General features: G+C 64.8%; 23 protein-coding genes. 12 read left to right on the top strand and 11 right to left on the bottom strand.

Going from position 1 to position 23,144, the window contains the following annotated elements; translation table 11 throughout:
* Positions 1–65: 65 nt before the first annotated feature.
* Positions 66–1,031 (bottom strand): YpdA family putative bacillithiol disulfide reductase, encoded by a 966-nt coding sequence (locus KQ693_RS07070; protein WP_267260732.1) that lies wholly within the window; start codon positions 1,029–1,031, stop codon positions 66–68.
* A 36-nt stretch (positions 1,032–1,067) separates the two neighbouring features.
* On the opposite strand from KQ693_RS07070, the gene KQ693_RS07065 reads away from it, so the two are divergent.
* From KQ693_RS07065 to KQ693_RS07055, 3 genes are all read left to right on the top strand, one after another.
* Complete coding sequence (locus KQ693_RS07065; protein ID WP_267260731.1) at positions 1,068–1,811, top strand: TerC family protein; 744 nt, start codon at positions 1,068–1,070, stop codon at positions 1,809–1,811.
* A gap of 20 nt (positions 1,812–1,831) precedes the next feature.
* Positions 1,832–3,229 (top strand): class II fumarate hydratase, encoded by a 1,398-nt coding sequence (gene fumC / locus KQ693_RS07060; RefSeq protein WP_267260730.1) that lies wholly within the window; start codon positions 1,832–1,834, stop codon positions 3,227–3,229.
* A gap of 69 nt (positions 3,230–3,298) precedes the next feature.
* Positions 3,299–3,913: a superoxide dismutase gene (locus KQ693_RS07055; protein ID WP_267260729.1), complete on the top strand. Its 615-nt coding sequence runs from the start codon at positions 3,299–3,301 to the stop codon at positions 3,911–3,913.
* Positions 3,914–4,073: 160 nt separating this feature from the next.
* Here KQ693_RS07055 and mqnB read toward each other — a convergent pair whose 3' ends face one another.
* The 6 genes from mqnB to infC all read right to left on the bottom strand — a co-directional run bounded on the left by mqnB (position 4,074) and on the right by infC (position 8,183).
* On the bottom strand, positions 4,074–4,751 hold the full coding sequence (gene mqnB, locus KQ693_RS07050; protein WP_267262358.1) for a futalosine hydrolase: 678 nt from the start codon (positions 4,749–4,751) through the stop codon (positions 4,074–4,076).
* A complete protein-coding gene (locus tag KQ693_RS07045; protein ID WP_267260728.1) occupies positions 4,751–6,412 on the bottom strand; it encodes a glycerol-3-phosphate acyltransferase in 1,662 nt (553 codons plus the stop codon). Before KQ693_RS07045 ends, mqnB begins: the two co-directional genes overlap by 1 nt.
* The gene (locus tag KQ693_RS07040; protein WP_038029553.1) at positions 6,409–6,873 is read right to left on the bottom strand and encodes a COG2426 family protein; all 465 of its coding nucleotides are present in this window, start codon (positions 6,871–6,873) and stop codon (positions 6,409–6,411) included. The genes KQ693_RS07045 and KQ693_RS07040 overlap by 4 nt, the downstream gene beginning before the upstream one ends.
* A gap of 68 nt (positions 6,874–6,941) precedes the next feature.
* The gene (rplT, locus tag KQ693_RS07035; protein WP_015716736.1) at positions 6,942–7,298 is read right to left on the bottom strand and encodes a 50S ribosomal protein L20; all 357 of its coding nucleotides are present in this window, start codon (positions 7,296–7,298) and stop codon (positions 6,942–6,944) included.
* 11 nt (positions 7,299–7,309) lie between these two features.
* Positions 7,310–7,507 carry a 50S ribosomal protein L35 gene (gene rpmI / locus KQ693_RS07030; protein WP_028493146.1) on the bottom strand — a complete coding sequence of 66 codons (198 nt, stop codon included), beginning with the start codon at positions 7,505–7,507 and terminating at the stop codon, positions 7,310–7,312.
* Between the two features lie 160 nt (positions 7,508–7,667).
* On the bottom strand, positions 7,668–8,183 hold the full coding sequence (gene infC, locus KQ693_RS07025) for a translation initiation factor IF-3 (protein ID WP_105316640.1): 516 nt from the start codon (positions 8,181–8,183) through the stop codon (positions 7,668–7,670).
* Between the two features lie 91 nt (positions 8,184–8,274).
* Here infC and KQ693_RS07020 point away from each other — a divergent pair, with 91 nt between their 5' ends.
* From KQ693_RS07020 to KQ693_RS07010, 3 genes are all read left to right on the top strand, one after another.
* Entirely contained in the window at positions 8,275–9,036 is a 762-nt protein-coding gene (locus KQ693_RS07020) for an enoyl-CoA hydratase/isomerase family protein (RefSeq protein WP_028493144.1), read from the top strand.
* Between the two features lie 181 nt (positions 9,037–9,217).
* Positions 9,218–10,579 (top strand): serine hydrolase domain-containing protein, encoded by a 1,362-nt coding sequence (locus tag KQ693_RS07015; protein ID WP_267260727.1) that lies wholly within the window; start codon positions 9,218–9,220, stop codon positions 10,577–10,579.
* Between the two features lie 70 nt (positions 10,580–10,649).
* Positions 10,650–12,299 carry a glutamine--tRNA ligase/YqeY domain fusion protein gene (locus tag KQ693_RS07010; RefSeq protein ID WP_219759914.1) on the top strand — a complete coding sequence of 550 codons (1,650 nt, stop codon included), beginning with the start codon at positions 10,650–10,652 and terminating at the stop codon, positions 12,297–12,299.
* Between the two features lie 6 nt (positions 12,300–12,305).
* Here the strand turns inward: KQ693_RS07010 and KQ693_RS07005 are convergent, their stop codons facing one another.
* Together KQ693_RS07005 and KQ693_RS07000 are read right to left on the bottom strand one after the other, a co-directional pair.
* The gene (locus tag KQ693_RS07005) at positions 12,306–12,734 is read right to left on the bottom strand and encodes a hypothetical protein (RefSeq protein WP_267260726.1); all 429 of its coding nucleotides are present in this window, start codon (positions 12,732–12,734) and stop codon (positions 12,306–12,308) included.
* Complete coding sequence (locus KQ693_RS07000) at positions 12,727–13,032, bottom strand: DUF3234 domain-containing protein (protein WP_267260725.1); 306 nt, start codon at positions 13,030–13,032, stop codon at positions 12,727–12,729. Before KQ693_RS07000 ends, KQ693_RS07005 begins: the two co-directional genes overlap by 8 nt.
* Before the next feature lie 20 nt (positions 13,033–13,052).
* Between KQ693_RS07000 and KQ693_RS06995 the strand changes: the two genes are divergently transcribed.
* Positions 13,053–13,760 (top strand): TlyA family RNA methyltransferase, encoded by a 708-nt coding sequence (locus tag KQ693_RS06995; protein ID WP_267260724.1) that lies wholly within the window; start codon positions 13,053–13,055, stop codon positions 13,758–13,760.
* Here the strand turns inward: KQ693_RS06995 and KQ693_RS06990 are convergent.
* Positions 13,747–14,742: an aspartate-semialdehyde dehydrogenase gene (locus KQ693_RS06990; protein WP_267260723.1), complete on the bottom strand. Its 996-nt coding sequence runs from the start codon at positions 14,740–14,742 to the stop codon at positions 13,747–13,749. The two genes, KQ693_RS06995 and KQ693_RS06990, sit on opposite strands and share 14 nt — an antisense overlap.
* Before the next feature lie 61 nt (positions 14,743–14,803).
* Entirely contained in the window at positions 14,804–16,324 is a 1,521-nt protein-coding gene (locus tag KQ693_RS06985; protein WP_267260722.1) for a glycine--tRNA ligase, read from the bottom strand.
* 170 nt (positions 16,325–16,494) lie between these two features.
* Between KQ693_RS06985 and KQ693_RS06980 the strand changes: the two genes are divergently transcribed.
* The 5 genes from KQ693_RS06980 to sucD all read left to right on the top strand — a co-directional run bounded on the left by KQ693_RS06980 (position 16,495) and on the right by sucD (position 23,134).
* Positions 16,495–18,705 (top strand): ATP-dependent Clp protease ATP-binding subunit, encoded by a 2,211-nt coding sequence (locus KQ693_RS06980; protein WP_219759910.1) that lies wholly within the window; start codon positions 16,495–16,497, stop codon positions 18,703–18,705.
* A 79-nt stretch (positions 18,706–18,784) separates the two neighbouring features.
* Positions 18,785–20,062: a DNA repair protein RadA gene (gene radA / locus KQ693_RS06975; protein ID WP_267260721.1), complete on the top strand. Its 1,278-nt coding sequence runs from the start codon at positions 18,785–18,787 to the stop codon at positions 20,060–20,062.
* Positions 20,059–21,072 (top strand): PIN/TRAM domain-containing protein, encoded by a 1,014-nt coding sequence (locus KQ693_RS06970; protein ID WP_267260720.1) that lies wholly within the window; start codon positions 20,059–20,061, stop codon positions 21,070–21,072. The genes radA and KQ693_RS06970 overlap by 4 nt, the downstream gene beginning before the upstream one ends.
* Positions 21,073–21,134: 62 nt before the next feature.
* Positions 21,135–22,271 carry an ADP-forming succinate--CoA ligase subunit beta gene (gene sucC / locus KQ693_RS06965; protein ID WP_267260719.1) on the top strand — a complete coding sequence of 379 codons (1,137 nt, stop codon included), beginning with the start codon at positions 21,135–21,137 and terminating at the stop codon, positions 22,269–22,271.
* On the top strand, positions 22,268–23,134 hold the full coding sequence (gene sucD / locus KQ693_RS06960) for a succinate--CoA ligase subunit alpha (protein ID WP_015716712.1): 867 nt from the start codon (positions 22,268–22,270) through the stop codon (positions 23,132–23,134). Before sucC ends, sucD begins: the two co-directional genes overlap by 4 nt.
* Positions 23,135–23,144 lie beyond the last annotated feature (10 nt).

The following is a 23,144-nucleotide window of genomic DNA, read 5'->3' as shown; positions in this document are numbered from 1 at the left end:
GCCTAGGGATAGGACGAGGCCAAAGCGCATCTTGGGCTTTATCCTAGCCCCCTTTGTGAAGGGTGTCAAGAGCCCAGGCGACGGGCGATGGCGGCTATGGCCACCCGTGCGTGCTCCCGGCCGTTTTCGATAAACACCGTGCGGGTGTCCAGCCCAAAGGCACTGGAGCCGATGGCGAAAAGCCCCTTGCGGGAGGTTTCCCATTCCGGGGAAAGCCAGGGTTTCTCCCCCTCGTAGCGCACCCCGGCCTCCCTAAGGAGATGGTCTTCCGCCCGGTAGCCGATCTGGACCAGGACGAAGTCGGCCTCCAAGAACTCCTCCCCTTGGGGTCTTTCCAAGGCGAGGCCCTCCGGGGTAATGGCCTTTACCCTGGCCTCCATCACCGCCAGAATGTTTCCCTCCTTCACCCGGTTCTCAAAGTCGGGAAGAAGCCAGTACTTCACGCTGGGGCGCACCCACTTGCCCCGGTGGACCAAGGCCACCTGGGCCCCGCCCCGGTACAGGTCCAAGGCCACCTCCACCGCCGAGTTGCTTCCCCCCACCACCGCCACCTTGCGGCCGAAGAAGGGAGCTGCCTCCTCGTAACGGTACAGCACGTGGGGCAGGTCCTCCCCCGGCACCCCTAGGCGGTTAGGGTTCCCGAAGTAGCCCGTGGCCACCACCACGTACCGGGCAGGGAAGGCCTTCTCCCCAAACCGGTCCCGGGCCAAGACCTTAAAGGCTCCCTCCACCCCTTCCACACCCACCGCCTCCGTATAGGTGAGGACCCGAAGCCCCTCGCGTTCCACCACCTTCTGGTAGTAGAGGAGCGCCTCGAGGCGAGTGGGCTTGGACCCCTGGGAGACCAGGGGATGGCCCCCGATCTCGATGTTTTTGGACTCGGAGAAGAAGACCATCTGCCGGGGAAAGCGGTAGATGGTCTCCGCCACCGTGCCCCTTTCCAGGATCAGGTGGCTCAGGCCCTGGCGCTTGGCCTCGAGGGCCGCCGCCAGACCCACGGGCCCAGCCCCCACGATGAGCACGTCCACCATGCCCCCCAGTCTACGCCGTCATGTAGACTCCTTCCCATGGAGTGGCTCACGAGCCCCGAGGTGTGGATCGCCCTCATCACCCTAACCGTGCTGGAAGTGGTCCTCGGCGTGGACAACGTCATCTTTATCAGCATCCTGGCCTCCAAGCTGCCGAGGGAAGAGCAGGACAGGGCCCGCGTGGTGGGCATCTCCCTGGCGGCGGTTACCCGGGTCCTCTTCCTCCTCTCCATCGCCTGGATCATGGCGTTGAAGAAACCCCTCTTCGCCCTCTTGGGGCACGAGGTCACGGGCAAGGACCTGGTTCTGATCGCCGGAGGGCTTTTCCTCATCTACAAATCGGTGAAGGAAATCCACGAGAAGCTGGAGGGGGAGCCGGGCCATGCCATCAAGAGGGTGGCTCCCTCCTTCGCCTCGGTGATCGGGCAGGTGCTTCTTCTGGATATCGTCTTCTCCATAGACTCCGTCATCACCGCCGTGGGCCTCACCCGCTTCGTACCCGTCATGGTGGCGGCCATCCTCCTCTCGGTGGCCATCATGCTCCTGGCCTCCAAGGGCATCTACGCCTTCGTGAACCAGCACCCCACGGTGAAGATGCTGGCCCTTTCCTTCCTCCTTTTGGTGGGCTTCACCCTGGTGGCCGAGGGCACGGGGGTGCACATCCCCAAGGGGTACGTGTACTTCGCCATGGGCTTCGCCGTGCTGGTGGAGTGGCTAAACCTTCGTGCGGGGCTTAGGGGGAAACCCGTCAAGCTCCACGAGCCCTACGAGGAGGAGGCGTAAAATCGGGCTGGAGGTGCGGTATGGAATACCGGATCGAACGGGACACCATGGGCGAGGTCAAGGTACCGGCGGACCGCTACTGGGGTGCCCAGACCCAGCGCTCCCTCGAGCACTTCAAGATCGGCGCCTGGCGCTTCCGGATGCCCTTGGAGGTGATCCGCGCCTACGGCATGCTGAAGAAAGCGGCGGCCAGAGCCAACCTGGAGCTGGGTGAGCTTCCAGAGGAAATCGCCCGGGCCATCATCCAGGCGGCGGAGGAGGTCATCGCCGGGAAGCTGGACGACCACTTCCCCCTGGTGGTCTTCCAGACGGGAAGCGGCACCCAGACCAACATGAACGTGAACGAGGTCATCGCCAACCGGGCCTCGGAGCTTCTGGGGAAGCCCCTGGGCTCCAAGTACGTTCACCCCAACGACCACGTGAACCGGGGCCAGAGCAGCAACGACACCTTCCCCACCGCCATGTACGTGGCCGTGGCTTTGGCCCTCCACCAAAGGCTTTACCCGGCGGCGGAGGCCCTCATCGCCACCTTTGAGGAAAAGGCCAAGGCCTTTGACGGCATCGTGAAGGTGGGGCGCACCCACCTGATGGACGCCGTGCCCATCACCCTGGGGCAGGAGGTGGGAAGCTGGGCTGCTCAGCTTAAGAACACCTTGGCCATGGTCAAGGAGGCGGAAAAAGGGCTTTATAACCTGGCCATCGGGGGCACGGCGGTGGGGACGGGCCTGAACGCCCACCCCCGGTTCGGGGAACGGGTGGCCCACTACCTGGCCGAGGAAACCGGCCTGCCCTTTAAGGTGGCGGAAAACCGCTTCGCCGCCTTGGCCGCTCACGATGAGCTGGTGCAGGTGATGGGATCCTTGCGCACCCTGGCCGGGGCCCTGATGAAAATCGGCAACGACATCCGCTGGCTGGCCTCCGGGCCCTATGGGGGCATCGGGGAGATCTTCATCCCCGCCAACGAGCCCGGGTCCTCCATCATGCCCGGCAAGGTGAACCCCACCCAGGTGGAGGCCCTCACCATGGTGGTGGTGCGGGTCTTTGGCAACGACCACGCCGTGGCCTTTGCCGGGAGCCAGGGGAACTTCCAGCTCAACGTCTTCAAACCGGTGATGGTGGATGCGGCCCTCGAGTCCATCAAGCTCCTGGCCGACGCCATGGAGTCCTTCAACGAGAACCTGGCCAAGGGGATAGAGCCCAACCTGGAGCGGATAGAGGAACACCTCCAGAAAAACCCCATGCTGGCCACCGCCTTGAACAAGGCCATCGGCTACGACAAGGCGGCGGAGATCGTGAAGAAGGCCATCAAGGAAAAGAAGACCCTGAAGCAAGCCGCCTTGGAGCTGGGCTATCTCACGGAAGAGGAGTTTGACCGCACCGTGGTTCCCGTGAAGCTGGCCAAGCCCCATGAGGCTTGAGGCCATTTGTGAGAACGCCCACCCCGCTTGGGGGTGGGCACTACTATAGTGAGGTTTGGGAGGTGAGGTATGCCGTATCCGTTTAAGCTACCGGAACTGGGTTACCCGTACGAGGCCCTCGAGCCCCACATCGATGCCAAAACCATGGAGATCCACCACCAGAAGCACCACGGGGCCTACGTGAACAACCTGAACGCCGCCCTGGAGAAGTACCCCTACCTGCACGGGGTGGAGGTGGAGGTGCTCCTGCGCCACCTGGCCGCCCTGCCCGCGGACATCCAGACCGCGGTGCGCAACAACGGGGGTGGGCACCTGAACCATAGCCTCTTCTGGGAGCTCCTAACCCCCGGGGGAGCCAAGGAGCCGGTGGGGGAACTTAAGAAGGCCATCGACGAGCAGGTTGGGGGCTTCGCCGCCCTGAAGGAGAAGCTCACCCAGGCGGCCATGGCCCGCTTCGGCTCCGGCTGGGCCTGGCTGGTCAAGGATCCCTTCGGCAAGCTCCACGTCATCTCCACCCCCAACCAGGACAACCCCGTCATAGAGGGGTTCATCCCCATCGTGGGCATCGACGTGTGGGAGCACGCCTACTACCTCAAGTACCAAAACCGCCGGGCCGACTACCTCCAGGCTATCTGGAACGTACTGAACTGGGACAAGGCGGAAGCCTTCTTCCGGAAGGGCTAAGGGAAATATAGTCCCCCACCCGGACCCCCGGGTGGGGGTTTGTCTTCTCCCCCGGTTCCGCCGTCCGCCCAGGGCTACCTGGTGGGTGAGCACCCCGGAAAAGCTCCTCTTCAAGGCCAACCTTGCTTCCGGCCAGGGGACACCCCAGGCGAACAAGGGATTATCCTTGGAGCTCCTCCGGGAAGGCTCCCCCAAGGATGGGGGCCAGGGTTCCCTCCAAGGCCCTCACCGCCAAGGGAATTCTCCACGCTCCCTTGTCCCGCACCCCTGCCGGATTGGAAATAGCCCGCACCTCCACCCCCGGGATGCCCAGGGCCAGGCACGCTCGGGCGAAGGCGGCTCCCTCCATGCTCTCCAGCTGGGCCCCCCAGCGCGAGGCCAGGGCCTCCGCCTCCCCCGGGGTTTCCGAAACCCGGTCCCGGGTGAGCCCCGCCACCACCTGGAGGTTCAACACCTGGGCCAAGGCCCGGGTAAGGCCGGAATCCAGGGGAAATCGGTTGTAGTAGGCCTTTCCCTCCACCTCCAAGGCGGGAAAGCCCAAGGGCTTAAGGCCCTCTTGGGTACCCAGGTCCGCCTCCACCTCCTCCCCCACCAGGACCACATCCCCAGGGAGGAGGCCCGAGCCCGGGTAGGCCCCGGCGATGCCGAAAAGCAAGGCCTTCTCCACCGGGTTTCGGCTGGCCCAGGCAGCCAGGGTGAGGGCCACGTTCACCTTGCCGATCCCGGTTTCCAGCCAGACGAAGCCCTCTCCCCTAAGCCCCTTCCTCCCCAGGAAGGAGAAGGGGTCGCCCCGGAGGAAGGAGGCCTCGAGGGCCGTGGGGGAGAGGAGAAGCCACATCACTCCACCACCTTAAACCCCAAGGCCTCCGCCCGCTCCACGAAGAACTGGATGTTCTCCGCCTTCACCTCGCCCCCCAGGCTCTTGCGATCAAAGGCTTCCTCCGCCGCCAGGATCATGGTCTCCGCCAGGCAGGCGGGCACCTGGTCGGGAGCACCGAAGTGAAGGTCTAAGGTGGCCTTTGCCCTCCCGGGAAGCCGCACCACACCCCCGGGGATGACCCTAACCCCAGGTACCTCTTTAACCGAGGGATGCACGTCGGGGGGCACGCCCTCGTCGTAGATCCAGGCTCCCGGCTTCACGTGTTCGGGGTAGATCACCGGGTTCGGGTCGCTGGTGGCGGTGAAGACCAGGTCCGCCTCCCGGATGGCGGCCACCTCGGTGGTCACCTGGATCTCGGGCGCTTTCCCCTTTCGCTCCAGGTTTTTCCGAAGGCTTTCCGCCGACTTCTCTAGGCGCTCCCGGTCCCGGCCCACCAGGATAAGCCGCCCCACCAAGGGAGCGATCTGCCGGGCGATGCCGAAGGCCACCACCCCGTTCGCTCCCACCACCGCTGCCGTGGTGTTTCTCAGGTCCTTGCCGCTTTGGGCAAAGTGGGCCAGGATGCCGGGAATGGCCGCTTTGACGGTGCCTGCGGTGTAGGCCCCCCCGTTCGTCACCTCTATATCCGGCACCGCCTCCTGTACCCTCTTACCCTTCTCCCCCACCACGCTCCAAAAGGCCCCCAGGCCCACCACCGTGGCCCCAAGCTCCTTGGCGAGCCTAGCCCCTTGGATGGCCCGCCTTACCGCCAGCTCCGGCTTGGCCTTGATCTGGTGGGGCAGAAGGGGAGCGGAGATGAGGTGGCACAGGACCTCCCGGCCATCCGCCGTCCTCACCCCCCTCACCTCCCCCACCTTCATGGGACGGAAAAGCTCCGCCAAACGTTCTATCCAGGCCTGCTTCAGAAACCCCAGGCGCACCAGGGGCCGGGCCCAGCGGAAACGGGGGCTTTGCCAGAAATCCTCCACCGTGAGGGGATGGATGAGGAAGGCGCAAACCACCTGCCTTTCCGAGGGCAGGGGCAAGGGGCTACCCAGCCTGGGCTCGGTGCCTTCCAGAATACGGCCCAGGTTCTCCTTGTAACGCCAAAGGGCCAGGAGAAAAAGCAAGCCCCCAAGGACCTTGGCTCCAAGGGGAAACCCACCGAAAAGAAGGACGCCAAAGAGGCCCAGGGGAAGCCCCAGGGCCCCCAAGGAGGCATAGCCCGTGAGGGCGTAAAGGGCAAGGCCCAAGGCTACGGGGACCATGCCCCAGGCTGGCTCCAGGGGTAGCCCCGCCAGCACCCCCAAGAGAACCCCCGCCCCCTTGGCCCGAAGGGGCCAGGGATCCCGGAAGAAGAGGGGATAAAGGTGGCCCAGGTAGACCGCCACCCCCAGGGCCAAAAGCTCCTCCACGCCAAGCCCCAAGCCCCTCCCCAGGGCCAGGGGCAAGTACCCCTTGGCGAAGTCCAGGAGGAAGGCCAAAAGGGTCAGGCCCGGCCCGAGCCGCCTCAGGGCCGTTTCCAGACCCAGGGTGTAGGGGCTTGCCGTGCGCAGGTCCACCCCCCGCCGCCTGGCCAGCCAGTACCCCAAGGGCAAGGCGCCCAGGGCATAGGAAAGGGGCAAGAGGACGAACATCATCGCAGGTAGTTTAGCCCGGCCACCGCCCCACCCGTAAGGAGGAGGACGATAAGCCCAGCAGCCAGCACCCCCAGGGAGATGGCCAGGAGGGCATAGCGCCTTTTTAGGCCCAAGACCACCGCCAGCACCGCCCCGCTCCAGGCCCCGGTGCCCGGCAAGGGCACGGCCACGAAGAGGAAAAGGCCTAGGGCCCCCAGGCGCTGCACCTGCTCCTCCCCCTTGAGGCGCACCCGGGCCTCGAGGGCCGCCCAGAGCTTGGCCAGGAAGGGCACCCGGGTCAGAAGCGCCACCGCCCAAGGCAAAAGGAAGAGGGCCACCGGGGCCACCAGCAGGTTGCCCAAGAGGGCCAGCAGGAAAGCCTCTCCTGGGGAAAGCCCCAGGGCCACCCCCAGGGGAATGGCTCCCCTCAGCTCCACCACCGGCAGGGCGGCCACCAGGATCACGTAAAGTTCAGGAGGCATGCTCACAAAAGGAAACCCGCCGCCAGATCGGGACGGGATCCGGACGGCGGATCACGGGAAACAATGCTTTAGGCGCGGGCCGCCTTGGCCTTCTCCACCAGCTCGGCAAAGGCCTGGGGCTCCCGCACCGCCAAGTCGGCCAGCACCTTGCGGTCCAGCTCCACCCCCGCCTTCTTCAGGCCGTGGATAAAGCTGGAGTAGTTCAGGCCGTGCTGGCGGCAGGCGGCATTGATGCGCACGATCCAGAGCTTGCGGAAATCCCGCTTCTTGCGCTTGCGGTGGGCATAAGCGTAGTTGCCCGCAGCGAAAAGGGTCTCCCGGGCCTTGCGGACGCTCTTGGAGCGAAGGCCCCAGTAGCCCTTGGCCAGCTTGAGGATCTTCTTGTGCTTCCTGCGGCGAACGACACCGGTTTTGGCGCGCGGCATCCTCTACCTCCTCACTCGTAGGGCAGGAGAAGCTTTACCCGCTCCGCCTCCGCCTGGGCCAGGGCGAACTTCCGCCCCTTCTGACGGATGGTCTTCCCGGACTTGTGCCAGTTGAGGTGCCGCTTTCCGGTCTTCATGGCCATCACCTTGCCCGAAGCGGTCACCTTCACCCGCTTCTTGGCGCCCTTGTGGGTCTTCATCTTCGGCATATCCTTCCTCCAAGCCCTGGGAAGCGCCCCAAACGGGGTCTTGCGGGCTCCCCAAAGCCCTCACACTATACCAAAGGGGAACGAAAAGGTCTAGGCTTACGCCCTTTAGCCCCCATGGGGCTGACCTAGGCTTACGCCATCTAGCCCTTACAGGGCTGGCCTAGGCGGATACCTTGGCCGGGGCCAGGAGCATGTTCATATCCCGGCCCAAAAGCTCGGGCCTCATCTCCACCACGGCCAGGCCCTTCAGGTCCTCGGCCACCCGCTCGAGAAGCCTCTCCCCCAGCTCGGGATGGGACATCTCCCGTCCGCGGAACATGATGGTGACCTTGACCTTGTGGCCTTCGGCCAGAAAGCGCTTGATATGGTTCAGCTTGGTCTGATAGTCGTGGTCGTCGATCTTGACCCGGAACTTGATGGACTTTACCTCGGTGCGCTTGGCCTTCTTGCGGGCCTCCTTCTCCGCCACCTGCTGCTCGTAGCGCCACTTGGAGTAGTCCATAATGCGGGCCACGGGAGGATCGGCGGTGGGGCCCACCAGCACCAGGTCCAGGTCCTGCTCCTGGGCCAGGCGCAAGGCCTCCCGGGTGTCCATAATGCCCAGCTGCTGCCCATCGGCCCCGATCACCCGCACCTGCCGTGCGCGAATGCGTTCGTTAACCAGATACTCCTTTATCTACACCACCTCCTAGCCCGCGGGCTCTCCCAGCATGGCTTGCGGGCTAAGGGGAGTGTAGCAGGAAAACCCCAGCGCCTACAATGGGGGTATGGTTCAGGTGGAGAGAGGTCGGATCTATCGGGTTTTCCTCAACGATCCAGAGCGGCGTAACCCCCTTTCCCCCGAGATGGTGGAGGGGCTTTTGCAGGCCCTCGAGGAAGCGGAGAAGGATCCCGAGGCCCGGGTCTTGGTCCTTTCAGGCCGGGGAAGCGCCTTCAGCGCCGGGGCTGACCTGGCCTTCCTGGAGAAGGTGACGGAGCTTGGAGCCGAGGAGAACTACCGCCACTCCCTTTCCCTCATGCGCCTCTTCCACCGCCTCTACACCTTCCCCAAACCCACGGTGGCCGCGGTGAACGGGCCGGCAGTGGCGGGCGGGGCGGGTCTGGCCACCGCTTGCGACCTATTGGTCATGGACCAGGAGGCCAAGCTGGGCTACACCGAGGTGAAGATCGGCTTTGTGGCCGCTTTGGTTTCCGTGATCCTGGTGCGGGCCGTGGGAGAAAAGGTGGCCAAGGACCTCCTCCTCACGGGCCGCCTGGTGGGGGCAGAGGAGGCCAAGGCGTTGGGCCTGGCCAACCGCATCGCCAGGCCCGGTAAAGCCCTGGAGGAAGCCCTGGCTCTTGCGGAGGAGTTGGCCAAGAACGCCCCCACCTCCTTGCGCCTCACCAAGGAGCTTCTCCTGGCCTTGCCGGGGATGGGCCTCGAGGATGGCTTCCGCCTGGCGGCCTTGGCCAACGCCTGGGTCCGGGAAACCGGGGACCTTAAAGAGGGCATCCGGGCCTTTTTCGAAAAGCGCCCCCCCAGGTTCTGAAGAGGCCAAGCCACGCCCATACCAATAACCCCGAGCCCCGATTTGCCCAGCAAGGCTCGGAAACACCTGGCCTAGTCGAAGGACCACCCGGAAGGGCTGGAGCACTCCCCCTATGGCCGGTTTGGGCAAAAGCACGGTAATGTAAAGGAGAAGGCATAAAGGGGGAAACATGGGTAGCCCTATGGACTGGAAAAGCTTTGAGGCTTACGTATTCGAGAAGATGAGCAAAACCAAGCTTCCCGGGCTGAGCATCGCCGTGGTCAAGGAGGGTGAGGTGATCTACACCCGGGGTTTCGGCTTCAGGAACCTGGAGAGCGCTGCCCCGATGACACCCCAAACGAGGGTGGGTATCGGGTCCGTTACCAAATCCTTCACCGCCCTCGCCGTCATGATGCTGTCCGAGGAAGGCAAGCTCCGCCTCCAAGATCCCATTGAAGCGTTCCTCCCCCTTCGCCTGCAGCCGTTTGGCCAGCCGGTCCAAATCTGGCACCTTCTCACGCATTCCTCAGGCATCCCCGCAACCGCTTACGCCGAGGCTCTCATCTACCACACCGTGGGCGAGGAGGCAACCTGGGTTCCCATGGGTTCCTTCGGTGACCTGAAGGCTTTTCTCGAGGGTGCGGAACCCTGGGCGGTGGCCAGACCAGGAGAACGGTTCTTCTACCTTAACGAGGGTTATCGACTACTTGGCCACATCATCGAGGCTGTTTCCGGAAAAACCTACGAGGAATTTATTGAAGAGCGTATTCTAGAGCCCCTGGGTATGAAGCGGACCGCGCTTCGTCAGAGAGACGTTGCCAGCGACCCAGACTGGGCAACGCCCTACCTACTTGACGGGAATGGGAAGCACCTTCCCTCAGGGTTCCCTTTCGGGGTATCCGCCGATGGGGGCTTAATTAGCACCACCCTAGATCTATGCCGTTATCTACAGCTCTACCTTCACCGGGGCGAAAGCAACGGGGAGCGGTTGGTGTCATCCCAAAGCTTAGAACAGATGGAAACCTACCACATTTCCCGCCCCTCATCCCTCCTTGCCGACGAGGGCTATGGCTTCGGCTGGAGTATTCATCCGGACTTCCTCGGCCACAAGCTGGTTTCCCATGAAGGATCGGTTTTGGTGCACACGGCATTTTTGGGCTACATTCCCGATCTCGAGGTCGGCGTCGCCGTATTGGCCAACGCAAGCGGGCATCCCCTGGTGCAAATCGGTATGGTAGCGCTCGCAAGAGTCCTGGGTAAGAACCCGGAGGCCTTGCCCTTTGTCCAGAATCAAAAACTGTTTAACCAACTCGCCGGCCGCTACGAAACCTTCAAGGGCACCATGCAGCTACGGGCCAGCTTTCAAGGCGACGTCCTTTTTTTGGAATCGCACGGGCGACTGCTCAAAGGCAGCGTTCCCTTCCTGCCCGAGGAACTCACCGACCGCTACGCACGCTTTTCCACAGCTCAGCGCGGCCGTAAGGCCCGTGCGGAGTTCTTCATCGAAGGTGAAGACGTTACCCTGATCTACGAACCCTACAAGCTGGTCAGGACAGGGGCCTGAAGGCGGAAGGGAAACCCGAGCCCAGGCCTCCTCTAGGACAGCTTTCGAACCAGAGATTTATACTTTCCCTATGGCCCTCGTTCCCCCCTGCTTCATCACCGAGATCGTGGAGAAGGACCTGCGGGAAGGGAAGTACAAGAAGCTCCTTACCCGCTTTCCTCCGGAACCCAACGGCTATTTGCACATCGGCCATGCCCGGAGCATCGTGCTGAACTTCGGCCTGGCCCTGGACTATGGAGGCGAGTGCAACCTGCGCTACGACGACACCAACCCGGAAACGGAAAAGGAGGAGTACGCCCGGGCCATAGAGGAGGACGTGCGCTGGCTGGGCTTCACCCCCGATAGGGTCCTCTACGCCTCCGACTACTTTGAAACCATGTACCAGTGCGCCCTCGAGCTGATCCGGGAGGGCAAGGCCTACGTGGACGACCTCTCGGAAGAGGAGATGAGCGAGCTCAGGGCCCAGGGAAAGCCAAGCCCCTATCGGAACCGGAGCGTGGAGGAAAACCTGGAACTCTTTGAAAGGATGCGCCGGGGGGAGTTCCCCACGGGAAGCCGGGTCCTAAGGGCCAAGATCGACCCTGCCCACCCCAACTTCAAACTCCGGGACCCCGTGCTCTACCGCATCGTCCACGCCCCCCACTACCATGCGGGGGACCGCTGGGTGATCTATCCCCTCTACGACTACGCCCATCCCCTGGAGGACTTCATCGAAGGCGTCAGCCACTCCCTTTGCACCCTGGAGTTCGAGAACAACCGGGCCATCTACGACTGGGTGATCGAGAACCTGAAGGGGAAGTGCGGCCTGCCCCTTTCCCCCAGGCCCTACCAGTACGAGTTCGCCCGCCTGGACCTCACCCATACGGTGCTCTCCAAGCGGAAGCTCATCAAGCTGGTGGAAGGGGGTTTCGTCTCGGGCTGGGACGACCCCAGGCTTCCCACCCTAAGGGCCCTAAGGCGGCGGGGGGTGCGCCCCGAGGCCATCAGGGAGTTCGTGCGGCGCACCGGCATCTCCCGCAACGAGGCCCGCATCGAGATGGAGCTCTTTGAGGAGGTGGTGCGGGACGACTTGAACCCCATCGCCCCCAGGGTCTTGGGGGTTTTGGAACCCTTAAGGGTGGTCCTCACCAACTACCAGGGGGAGGAGTGGGTGGATGCCCCCTACTGGCCCCGGGACATCGGCAAGGAGGGGAATAGACCCCTACCCTTCTCCCAGGAGATTTACATAGAGCGGTCCGATTTCAGCCTCAACCCCCCCAAGGGCTGGAAGCGCCTCGCCCCGGGGCAAAGGGTGCGCCTGCGGCACGCCTACGTGATGGAGCTGGAAGACGTGGTGGAGGAAAACGGGGAGGTGAAGCTTCTGAAGGCCCGCATCGTTCCCGGCACCCTGGGGGCCAACCCTGAGGACGGCATCAAGCCCAAAGGGGTCATCCACTGGGTTTCCGCCCGGCACGCCCTGCCCGTGGAGTTCAGGCTTTACGACAGGCTATTCCTGACCGAGGACCCCGAGGAGGGTGGAGATTTCCTGAAGAACCTGAACCCAAGGGCCCTCGAGGTCAAGCAGGGCTTCATCGAACCCAGCGTGGCCCAGGATCCACCGGACACCCGCTACCAACTGGAGAGGCTGGGCTACTTCTGGCAGGACCCGGTGGACTCCCGCCCCGGGCGGCTGGTGATGAACCGCATCGTGCCCCTCAAGGAGGGCTACCGGCCTCAGTAGAGGAGGCTAAAGCCCCACGCTAACCCCCACCGCTCCCCCTACCCCGAAGCCCGTGTTCGGGACCAGGTAAAGGGTGGGGTGCACCTCCACGTACACCCCGAGAAGAGGCAGGGGCAGGTTCAGCCAGGTGCCCAAGACCGCCCGTAGGCCCGCATGGCCCCGGGCATCCTGGGGCAGGGTAAGGGCCGGCCCTGTGCCATAGAACCCCCCAAGGCCCAGGTAGAGGTCGGTGAGGGGAAGCTTAAGAAGCAGGTCCACCCCACCTCCCATAGCCTCGAGGCCCACGCCCCCATACACCCGCCCATCCAGCAGGAGGGGTACCAGGGGAAAGCGCAGACCCCCCTGCACTCCAAAGGGGCTTCCCCCGCTCACCTCAGCCCGCTGGGCCAGACCCAAGGCCAAAACCACCGAAACCGCCGCAAGCCACCTACGCATGCCGAACCTCCTCCAAAAGCGCCTCCACCCGGGCCATCCGGGCCCGGTGGGCCCCAGGTTCGTAATCCACCAGGACCCCATCCACCTTGAGCATCCTCAGGGCCCTGAGGAAGGCCTCCTTCAAGGCCCGGGTCTCTAGGGCGCTCACCCGCATCCCTAGCTCAGGATGCCGGGCCAGGAAGCCCTGGGCCAAGGCCTCGGAGGTCCAGATGCTGGAAAGCCTCTGCCCTAAGACCTCCAAAATAAGGTGTTCCCCAGGCTCCCCCTCCAGGATGTACCAGGGCCCCGAGAGATCCATCCCCCGGCATAATACCCCTCGTGAGGCTGGACCGCTACCTGGTGGAAAGGGGCCTGGCGGAAAGCCGGGAGAAGGCCCAGAGGCTCATCCAATCCGGCCAGGTCAGGGTGGCTGGGCAGGTGGTGACCAAGCCCGCCCACAGGGTGCCGGAAGGAGCCCAGGTGGAGGTCCTCTCCCCGGAACGGTACGTGAGCCGGGGGGCCTACAAGCTCCTGGGCGCCCTCGAGGCCTTCTCCCTAGAGGTGAGGGACAAGGTGGCCGCGGACATCGGGGCCAGCACCGGCGGCTTCACCCAGGTGCTCCTGGAAAGGGGTGCCAGGCGGGTCTATGCGGTGGACGTGGGCAGGAATCAGCTCCACCCCCGCCTAAGGGAGGATTCCCGGGTGGTGAGCCTCGAGGAGCAGGACGCCAGGAACCTCCTCCTTCCCGAGCCCGTGGACCTGGTGGTGATGGACGTGTCCTTCATCTCCTCCACCCTGCTTCTGCCCAAGGTAAAGGAGCTCCTTAAGCCGGGAGGCGAGGCCCTCATCCTGGTGAAGCCCCAGTTTGAGCTGGGCCCGGGAGCGCACAAGGGAGTGGTACGGGAGGAAGACCTCCGGCAAAAGGCCCTGGCCCGGGTGCGGGAGAAGGCCCGGGAGCTGGGCTTTCAGGTGCTGGGGGAAAGGGAAAGCCCCTTGCCGGGGAAGGAGGGAAACCGGGAGTTCTGGCTCTGGCTTAAGGTCCCTTAAGCCATTCCTCTGCGATCTGCACAGCGTTTAAGGCGGCTCCCTTTAAGAGCTGGTCCCCCACCACGAAAAAGTCCAGGCCGTTGTCAAAGGCCAGGCTCTGACGGATCCTCCCCACCTCCACATTCCACTTGCCGCTGGCCGTGAGGGGCATGGGGTAGCGCTTGGCCTGGGGTTCGTCCACCACCTCCACCCCGGGGGCCTGGGCCAGCACCTCCCGGGCCACCTCCGGGGAGACGGGCCTTTCAAACTCCACGCTCACCGCCTCGGCATGGGCCCTCAAGGTGGGCACCCGCACCGCAGTGGCGCTGATGCGGATGGAGCTATCCCCGAAAATCTTGTGGGTCTCCCACACCACCTTCATCTCCTCGCGGGTGTAGCCGTTTTCCTGGAAGGCATCTATGTGGGGGATGACGTTGAAGGGCAGGGGGTGGGCGAAGACCTCGGCCACCGGGGTTTCCCCATGCAGCTGGCGGTGGGTTTCCCTGAGGAGTTCCTCCATCCCCTTGGCCCCGGCCCCGCTGGCCGCCTGGTAGGTGGCCACGATGACCCGCTTCGCCCGAAAGGCCCGGTGCAGGGGCCAAAGGGCCATGGCCAGGATGGCCGTGGTGCAGTTGGGGTTGGCGATGATGCCCTGGTGCTGGAAGATTCGCTCCCGGTTCACCTCCGGCACCACCAGGGGCACATGGGGCTCGTAGCGCCAGGCGCTGGAGTTGTCGATCACCAAGGCTCCCCCTTGGGCCCAAACGGGGGCCAGGGCCTTGGAAAGGGACCCTCCGGCGCTGGCCAGCACCAGGTCCACGGGCAAAGGCCCCTCGGGAAGGGGCTCCACCGGAATGGCTTCCCCCCTGAAGGCCATGGTCTTGCCCGCAGAGCGGGGGGAAGCGTACAGCCTAAGTTCACTCAAGGGAAAGTTCCGGGCCTCGAGGACCTTCAGCATCTCCTGCCCCACGGCCCCCGTGGCCCCTACCACGGCTACCCTCACCTTCTTCCCTCCTTCCTTGCTACCCACAAGCCCACCATGCTTTCGCCTCCCAGACCTTCTACTACCACCTGAGCTTCTCCCGCAAAAACCCCTCCAGCTCGTCCACGTGAAGTCGGATCTGCTCCATGGTGTCCCGGTCCCGCACGGTAACCGTGTCCCTGAGCCGGGTGGTCCCATCCTTGCTCTGCCCAATGGTGTCGTAGTCCACGGTGATGGCGAAGGGGGTGCCCACCTCGTCGTGGCGGCGGTAGGCTTTGCCGATGTTGCCGGTGTCCTCATAGAGGATCCGGCCCAACCCCAGGGCCTGGAGCCGGGCCTTCAAGCGCTTGGCGTACTCGGTGATCTCCGGGCGGTTCTTGACCAGGGGGATGACCGCCACCTTGATGGGGGCGAGCTGGGGCTTAAGCTTTAGGACGATGCGCTCCTCCCCATTCGGGAGCTCCTCCCGGGTGAAGGCCTCCGACAAAAGGGCCAAGACCCCCCGGTCCACCCCGGCCGAGGGCTCGATCACGTAGGGGACAAACCACTTGCCGGTATCGGGGTCCCGGTAAGCCAGGCGGGCGGTGGAGTGCTCGTTTTTAAGCACCCGGGCGGTGATGCCAAGCTCCTCCTGGTCCTTGGTGTGGCTCCCCAGGTCAAAGTCCGTGCGGTTGGCGATCCCCTCCAGCTCCTCGAGGCCATGGGGAAAGCGGTAGAGGATGTCCACCGTGGCCTTGGCGTAGTGGGCCAGCTCCTCGGGGGGCTGCTCGTAGGGGACCAGGTTCTCCCGGCTCAGGCCCATCTCCTGCCACCACCGAAGCCTTTCCTCCACCCAGTAACGGTGCCAGTACTCGTCCTCCCCCGGGCGGACGAAGTACTCGATCTCCATCTGCTCGAACTCCCGCACCCGGAAGATGAAGTTCCTGGGGGTGATCTCGTTGCGGAAGGCCTTGCCAATCTGGGCGATGCCGAAGGGAAGCTTCCGGCTCGTGCTGTCCAGGACGTTCTTGAAGTTCACGAAGATGCCCTGGGCGGTCTCCGGACGCAAATAGGCCAGGGAAGCCTCGTCCTCCACCGGGCCCACGTAGGTCTTGAACATCATGTTGAAGTAACGGGGTGAGGTCCAGTCCCCGGGCTCAGCGGTGGCGGGATCCAGCACCCCGGCTGCGGTCATGGCCCCCCCAGCCCTTTCCGGGGCCTGCATCATGGCCTGGACCAGGGCATGAAGGTTACCCTCCTCCACCTCCATGGCCCGGTAGAGCCTCCCCAGCACCTCTTCTGGCTGCTCCTTGAGGAGGTGGTCCAGGCGGTAGCGCTTCTTGGTGATGCGGTTATCCACCATGGGATCGGCGAAGGTAGCCTCGTGGCCGGAATAGTACAGGACCAAGCGGTGGGTGAGGACGCTGGCATCCAACCCCTCCATGTCATCCCGCTCGTAGACGTTCCTTCGCCACCAGGCCTGCTTCAGGTTGTTCTTGAGCTCCACCCCCAAAGGACCGTAGTCGTAGGTCCCCTGGAGGCCCCCGTAGATCTCGGAGCCCTGAAAGATAAACCCCCTGCGTTTGCAAAGCGCCACCAGTTCGTCAAGGCTGCTCGCCGGCATCGTCCCTCCCGAAAGGGGGCTTGGCCCCCGGTTAGAGGGCATCTTACCGGATGCCGGGCCCTTTTTGCTCCGGGCAGCCCCGGTCAAGAGCCTTCCCCAAGGCCAAGGTAATCCCAGGCGCAAACCCCCGCCGTGGCCTCCTTTAGGCTAGAATGTGGGAAGAGGGGAGCATGAACAGGTACGACGATCGCGCCAGGCTGGTTTTCCACTACGCAAGGGAGGAGGGGAGCCGCTTAGGCCACTCCATGATCGGCCCAGAGCACCTCCTCCTGGGCCTGATGCGCGAGGGGGGTACAGCGGCCCGCATCCTCCAGGAGTACGGGGCAAGCCTCGAGGCCATGCGCCGCATGGTGGAGGAACTGGTGGGTCGCGGCGAGGGGAGCCGCACCGGAGAACCCCCTGCCATTACGCCCAGGGCCAGGCGGGTCATGGAGCTGGCCAGCGCCGAGGCCCGCAACATGGGGGCCCCGGTGATCGGCACCGAGCACATCCTCCTGGGCATCATCCGAGAGGGTGACGGGATCGCCTACCGCATCCTCTCCCACTTCGCCAAGGATGTGGACGCCATTCGCTGGCGCATCCTCTCCATGGCCGAGGGGCGGGAGCGGGAAAAGCCGGTGAACACGCCCTTCCTGGATGAGTATGGCCGCGACCTCACCAAGGAAGCCCGGGAGGGCAAGCTGGACCCCGTGATCGGCCGGCAGGAGGAGATCAACCGGGTGATCCAGATCCTGGCCCGGCGCACCAAGAACAACCCCGTCCTCATCGGGGACCCCGGGGTGGGCAAGACCGCCATCGTGGAGGGCCTGGCCCAGGCCATCGTGGAAGGCCGGGTGCCCCCCATCCTCAAGGGTGCCCGGGTGGTGGCCCTGGACCTGGCAGGGGTGGTGGCGGGCACCAAGTACCGGGGGGAGTTTGAGGAACGCCTCCGCCAGATCATCGAGGAGCTCAAAAATGCCAAGGTCATCGCCTTCATCGACGAGCTCCACACCCTAATCGGGGCCGGGGGGGCTGAGGGTACCCTGGACGCCGCCAACATCCTGAAGCCCGCCCTGGCCCGGGGGGAGATCCAGGTGATCGGGGCCACCACCACCGGGGAGTACCACCGCTACATCGAAAAGGACGCGGCCCTGGAGCGGCGCTTCCAGCCAGTGATCGTCCTGGAGCCCTCCCCGGACGAAACCCTGGAGATCTTGAAGGGCCTCCGTCCCCGCTACGAGGCCCACCACGGGGTTATCATCCCCGACGAGATCCTGGAGCTTGCGGTCAAGATCGGGATCCGTTCCCTTCCCGGGCGCAACTTCCCCGATAAGGCCATCGACCTCATCGACGAGGCGGCAAGCCGGGTTCGCCTGAACGCCTCCCTGGGCCTACCCGTGGCCGAGGAGGAGGACGGGACCCCCGTGGTGACCCGGGAGGACATCGAAGCGGTGGTGGACTCCTGGGGTGGGATCTACGTGGACGACAAGGACGACGAGAAGCTCATGCGCCTCGAGGAGGAGCTTAGAAAGCGGGTGGTGGGCCAGGAGGAGGCCATCCGCGCCCTGGCCAGCGCCCTTAGGCGGGCCCGGGTGGGTCTGGGAGGCCGGACCCGGGTGGCGGCCAGCTTCCTCTTCGTGGGCCAAAGCGGGGTGGGCAAGACCCAGCTGGCCAAGGCCCTGGCCGAGGTGCTCTTCGGCTCCGAGCGGGCCCTCATCCGCTTTGACATGTCCGAGTTCCAGGAGCCCCACTCCGTCTCCAAGCTGATCGGGGCCCCTCCGGGCTACGTGGGCTACGAGCAGGGGGGCCGGCTCACGGAGGCGGTGCGCCGCCAGCCCTTCAGCGTGGTGCTCCTGGACGAGATCGAGAAGGCCCACCCCGACGTGTACAACACCTTCCTGCAGGTACTGGACGAGGGTAGGCTCACGGACGGCATGGGGCGGACCGTGGACTTCCGCCGGGTCATCCTCATCATGACCTCCAACACCGGCTACAACGTGGGCCCGGCCATCGGCTTCACCAGCAAGGAAGTGGACACGGAATCCCCCCTCAAGTCCCTCTTTACCCCCGAGTTCCTGGACCGGCTGGACGAGGTGATCCGCTTCCGCCCCCTCACCGAGGAGGAGCTGGTGCAGGTGGCCCGGATGATGCTGGACGACATCCAGAAGGAGCTGCAATCCCGGGACATCACCGTGCGCTTTGCCCCCGAGGTGGCCCGGTTCGTGGTGGAGCAGGCCCCCAAGACGGGGAGCGCCAGGGCCATCCGGAGCATCATCCGGGAACGCATCGAAGATCCCCTCTCCCTGGCCCTCCTCAAAAAGCCCACCGGCCACCTCTACGTGAACGTGGAGGATGGGCACCTGGCCTTCCACGAGGTGGAGGGCGAGGAGCTTTTGGTCTAGATGTTCCCAGGAATCCCAAGGCCCTGCCTCCTCCTCCCGAGGGGGCCGCTTTTTCTTGGGCCCCTCGAGGCCTGAACCCATGGCCAAGACCTCCTACACCTGCGTGGAATGCGGTTACCGCACCCCCAAGCCCCTGGGGCGGTGCCCGGCCTGCGGTGCCTGGGAGAGCTTCCAGGAGGTAGCCCCCTCCCCCCGTGCCCCATCCCGCCAAGCCCACCTGGAAGCCCCCTCGCCGATTCCCCTTTCCCAGGTGAACGAGGCTGAGGAGAAGCGCTTCTCCTCGGGCCTTTCCGAGGTGGACCGGGTCTTGGGAGGGGGGTTCGTGCCAGGGGAGGTGGTCCTCCTCGGGGGAGAACCCGGGGTGGGCAAGAGCACCCTTCTTCTGGAGCTGGCCAAGCACCTCACCAGGAAGGTCTACTACCTGGCCGGAGAGGAATCCCCGGCCCAGATCAAGCTGAGGGCGAGGAGGCTTGGGGTAAGGGAGCTCCTTCTCCTAAAGGAAACCCGCCTGGAACCCCTTCTTTCCCTCCTGGAGCGGGACCCCCCTGAGGTGCTTTTCGTGGATTCCATACAGACGATTGAGGCGGGGGGAAACCCGGGCAGCCTGGTGGCGGTGCGGGAGGCCACCCATGCCTTCGTGCGCCTGGCCAAGGAGGAGGGCATCACCACCCTTTTGGTGGGCCACGTGACCAAGGAGGGGGTGGTCGCCGGGCCCAAGAGCATAGAGCATGCGGTGGACGCCACCCTCTACCTGGAAAGCGCCGGGGTCTACCGGGTCTTGCGAAGCGCCAAGAACCGCTTCGGCCCCGTGGGGGAGCTCGGGGTCTTCCGCATGGAGGAAGAGGGCCTGGTGGAGGTGGAAAATCCCTCGGAGGCCTTCCTTCTGGAAAGGCCCCTCGGGGTGCCGGGAAGCGCCATTGCCCTGGCCCTGGCGGGCGAAAGGGCCTTGGCCCTCGAGGTCCAGGCCCTGGCCGCCAAAACCCCCTTCCCCGCCCCCAGGCGGGTGGTGCAGGGCCTGGACGCCAGGCGGGTGGACATGGTCCTGGCGGTCCTGGAAAGGCGGCTTGGCCTTCCCCTAGGGAACCTGGACATCTACGTGAACCTGGCAGGAGGCCTTAAGGTCCAGGACCCGGGCCTGGATCTGGCGGTGGCCTTGGCGGTGTATTCTGCGGTGGTGGGCAAGGCCCTACCCCTGGACCTGGCGGTGGTGGGGGAGGTGGGGCTTCTAGGCGAGGTGAGGAGCGTCATGGGATTGGAAAGGCGGCTTAGGGAAGGGGAGCGGGCGGGGTTTTCCCGTTTTGTGCACCCGGGGAACACCCGCTCCTTGGGGAAAGCGGTGGAGCAGTACCTGGGATGAGCCCCCACCTCCTTTTCTACCTCCTTTTCGCCTTCCTGGGCTACCAGCTGGCGGCGGCCCTGGAGGGCCTGGGCCTTCTTCCCCACTCGGCTGGCCTCCTTTCCCTCAACCGCCTCTATCTGACCCTGGCAGGTTTCCTGGCAGGGGTTCTCCTGGCCCCCAGACTGGAAAGTTTCTGGGAAAAGCGGCTTGGGCGCCTCAGGGAGCTTCCCCCGGAAGTGCCGGTGGCCCTGACCCTGGGAGCCACCCTGGGGCTTCTCTTTACCGTGCTCCTCACCAGCCTCCTTTCCCAGATCCCAGGGTTTTCCCCTTACCATAGCCTCCTCTTGGCCCTGTTCCTGGTGGGGCTTTTCAGCTACCTGGCCTTGGGGTACAAGGACTACCTGCGCCTTCCCCAAAAACCCCCCCGCCCCATCGGAGGCAAGGTGTTGGACACCAGCGTCCTGGTGGACGGGCGCGTGGCCGAGGTGGCGGCCACGGGCTTCCTGGAAGGCCCCCTTTTCGTGCCCCACTTCGTGCTCAAAGAACTCCAGCACTTCGCCGATAGCCCCGATCCCCTCAAGCGGGCCAAGGGGAGGCGGGGGCTGGAAACCCTGGAAAGGCTTAAGGAGGTAACCCGCCTCGAGGTGCTGGAGGACATCCCCAAGGGGGAGAGCGTGGACGAGAAGCTTCTTTTCCTGGCCCGGGACCTAGGAGCCGCCCTGGTCAGCAACGACCTGGCCCTTTTGCAGATGGCCAGGATCTACGGAGTGAAGGCCCTTTCTGTGCAGGCTCTGGCCCAGGCCCTCCGCCCCCAGCTCAAGGTGGGGGACACCCTGAAGCTTCTCATCCTGAAGGAAGGCAAGGAGCCCCACCAGGGGGTGGGCTACCTGGAGGACGGCTCCATGGTGGTGGTGGATGGGGGGATCCGCTACCGGGGCCAGGAGGTGGAGGTGGTCATCACCCAGGCCATCCAGACCCAGGTGGGCCGCCTCTTCTTCGCCCAGCCTGCCGCCGAAGCGCAAAGCTAATGGCCGAAAGCCCGGTAGCTTATAATGCCTAACGGCCTTGGCCGGCCAAGGAGGTGGAAAGCTTGAACCTGCACGAGTATCAAGCCAAGGAGATCCTGGCCCGTTATGGGGTACCGGTGCCGCCCGGCAAAGTGGCCTACACCCCCGACGAGGCCAAAAGGATCGCGGAGGAGCTGGGCAAGCGGGTGGTGATCAAGGCCCAGGTGCACGTGGGCGGGAGAGGTAAGGCCGGGGGCGTGAAGCTGGCGGACACCCCGCAGGAAGCCTACGAGAAGGCCCAGGCCATCCTGGGGATGAACATCAAGGGCCTCACGGTGAAGAAGGTCCTGGTGGCCGAGGCGGTGGACATCGCCAAGGAGTACTACGCCGGCCTCATCCTGGACCGCGCCCAAAAACGGGTGGTCCTCATGCTCTCCAAGGAAGGGGGGGTGGACATCGAGGAGGTGGCGGCGGAGCGCCCCGAGGCCATCCACAAGTTCTGGATCGACCCCCACAAGGGCTTTCGGGCTTTTGAGGCCCGGGAGATGGTGAAACAAGGGGGCCTCGAGGGCAACCTCAACAAGCTGGCCCAGGTGCTGGTGGCCCTCTACCAGGCCTACGAGGGCGTGGATGCCTCCATCGCCGAGATCAACCCCCTGGTGGTCACCACCGACGGCCAGATCGTGGCCGCCGACGCCAAGATCGTCCTGGACGATAACGCCCTCTTCCGGCACCCCGACCTGATGGAGCTAAGGGAGATCGAGGCCGAGCATCCCCTGGAGGTGGAGGCCAGCAACTACGGCTTCGCCTACGTGAAGCTTCAGGGGAACATCGGCATCATCGGCAACGGGGCCGGCCTGGTCATGTACACCCTGGACCTGGTGAACCGGGTGGGCGGCAGACCCGCCAACTTCCTGGACATCGGGGGCGGGGCCAAGGCGGAGGTGGTCTACAACGCCCTCAAGGTGGTCCTTAAGGACCCCGACGTAAAGGGGGTGTTCATCAACATCTTCGGCGGCATCACCCGCGCGGACGAGGTGGCCAAGGGGGTGATCCGGGCCCTGGAGGAGGGGCTTCTCACCAAGCCCGTGGTCATGCGGGTGGCGGGAACCGCCGAGGAAGAGGCCAAAAGGCTCCTGGAGGGCAGGCCCATCTACATGTACCCCACGTCCATCGAGGCGGCCAAGGCCATCGTGGCCATGGTGGGAGGTGCGGCGTGATCCTGATCAACCGTGAAACCCGCGTCCTGGTCCAGGGCATCACCGGCCGGGAGGGGCAGTTCCACACCCGGCAGATGCTGGAATACGGCACCAAGGTGGTGGCCGGCGTGACCCCGGGCAAAGGGGGCAGCGAGGTCCTGGGTCTTCCCGTGTACGACACGGTAAAGGAAGCCGTAGCCCACCACGCTATCGACGCCTCCATCATCTTCGTACCGGCGCCTGCCGCAGCGGATGCGGCCCTCGAGGCGGCCCACGCCGGCATCCCCCTCATCGTCCTCATCACCGAGGGCATCCCCACCCTGGACATGGTGAAGGCGGTGGAGGAGATCAAGGCCCTGGGAAGCCGCCTCATCGGGGGCAACTGCCCGGGCATCATCAGCGCCGAGGAGAGCAAGATCGGCATCATGCCCGGCCACGTGTTCAAGCGGGGGAAGGTGGGGCTCATAAGCCGCTCCGGCACCCTCACCTACGAGGCCGCCGCCGCCCTTTCCCAGGCGGGCCTGGGCACCACCACCACGGTGGGGATTGGGGGCGACCCGGTGATCGGCACCACCTTTAAGGACCTCCTCCCCCTCTTCAACCAGGACCCCGAGACCGAGGCCGTGGTCCTCATCGGGGAGATCGGGGGATCCGACGAGGAGGAGGCCGCAGCCTGGATCAAGGAGAACATGAAAAAGCCCGTGGTGGGCTTCATCGGCGGCCGTAGCGCCCCGAAGGGCAAGCGCATGGGCCACGCCGGGGCCATCATCATGGGGAACGTGGGCACCCCGGAGTCCAAGCTGAAGGCCTTCGCGGAGGCAGGTATCCCCGTGGCCGACACCATCGACGAGATCGTGGAGCTGGTGAAAAAGGCCTTGGGCTAAAAGCCCTTAA

Origin of the sequence: Thermus brevis (assembly GCF_026427635.1) — a bacterium.
Taxonomy (GTDB): Bacteria; Deinococcota; Deinococci; order Deinococcales; family Thermaceae; genus Thermus; species Thermus antranikianii.
Note: the sequence above shows the minus strand (reverse complement) of the source record. Positions and strands in the feature narration are given on the sequence as shown.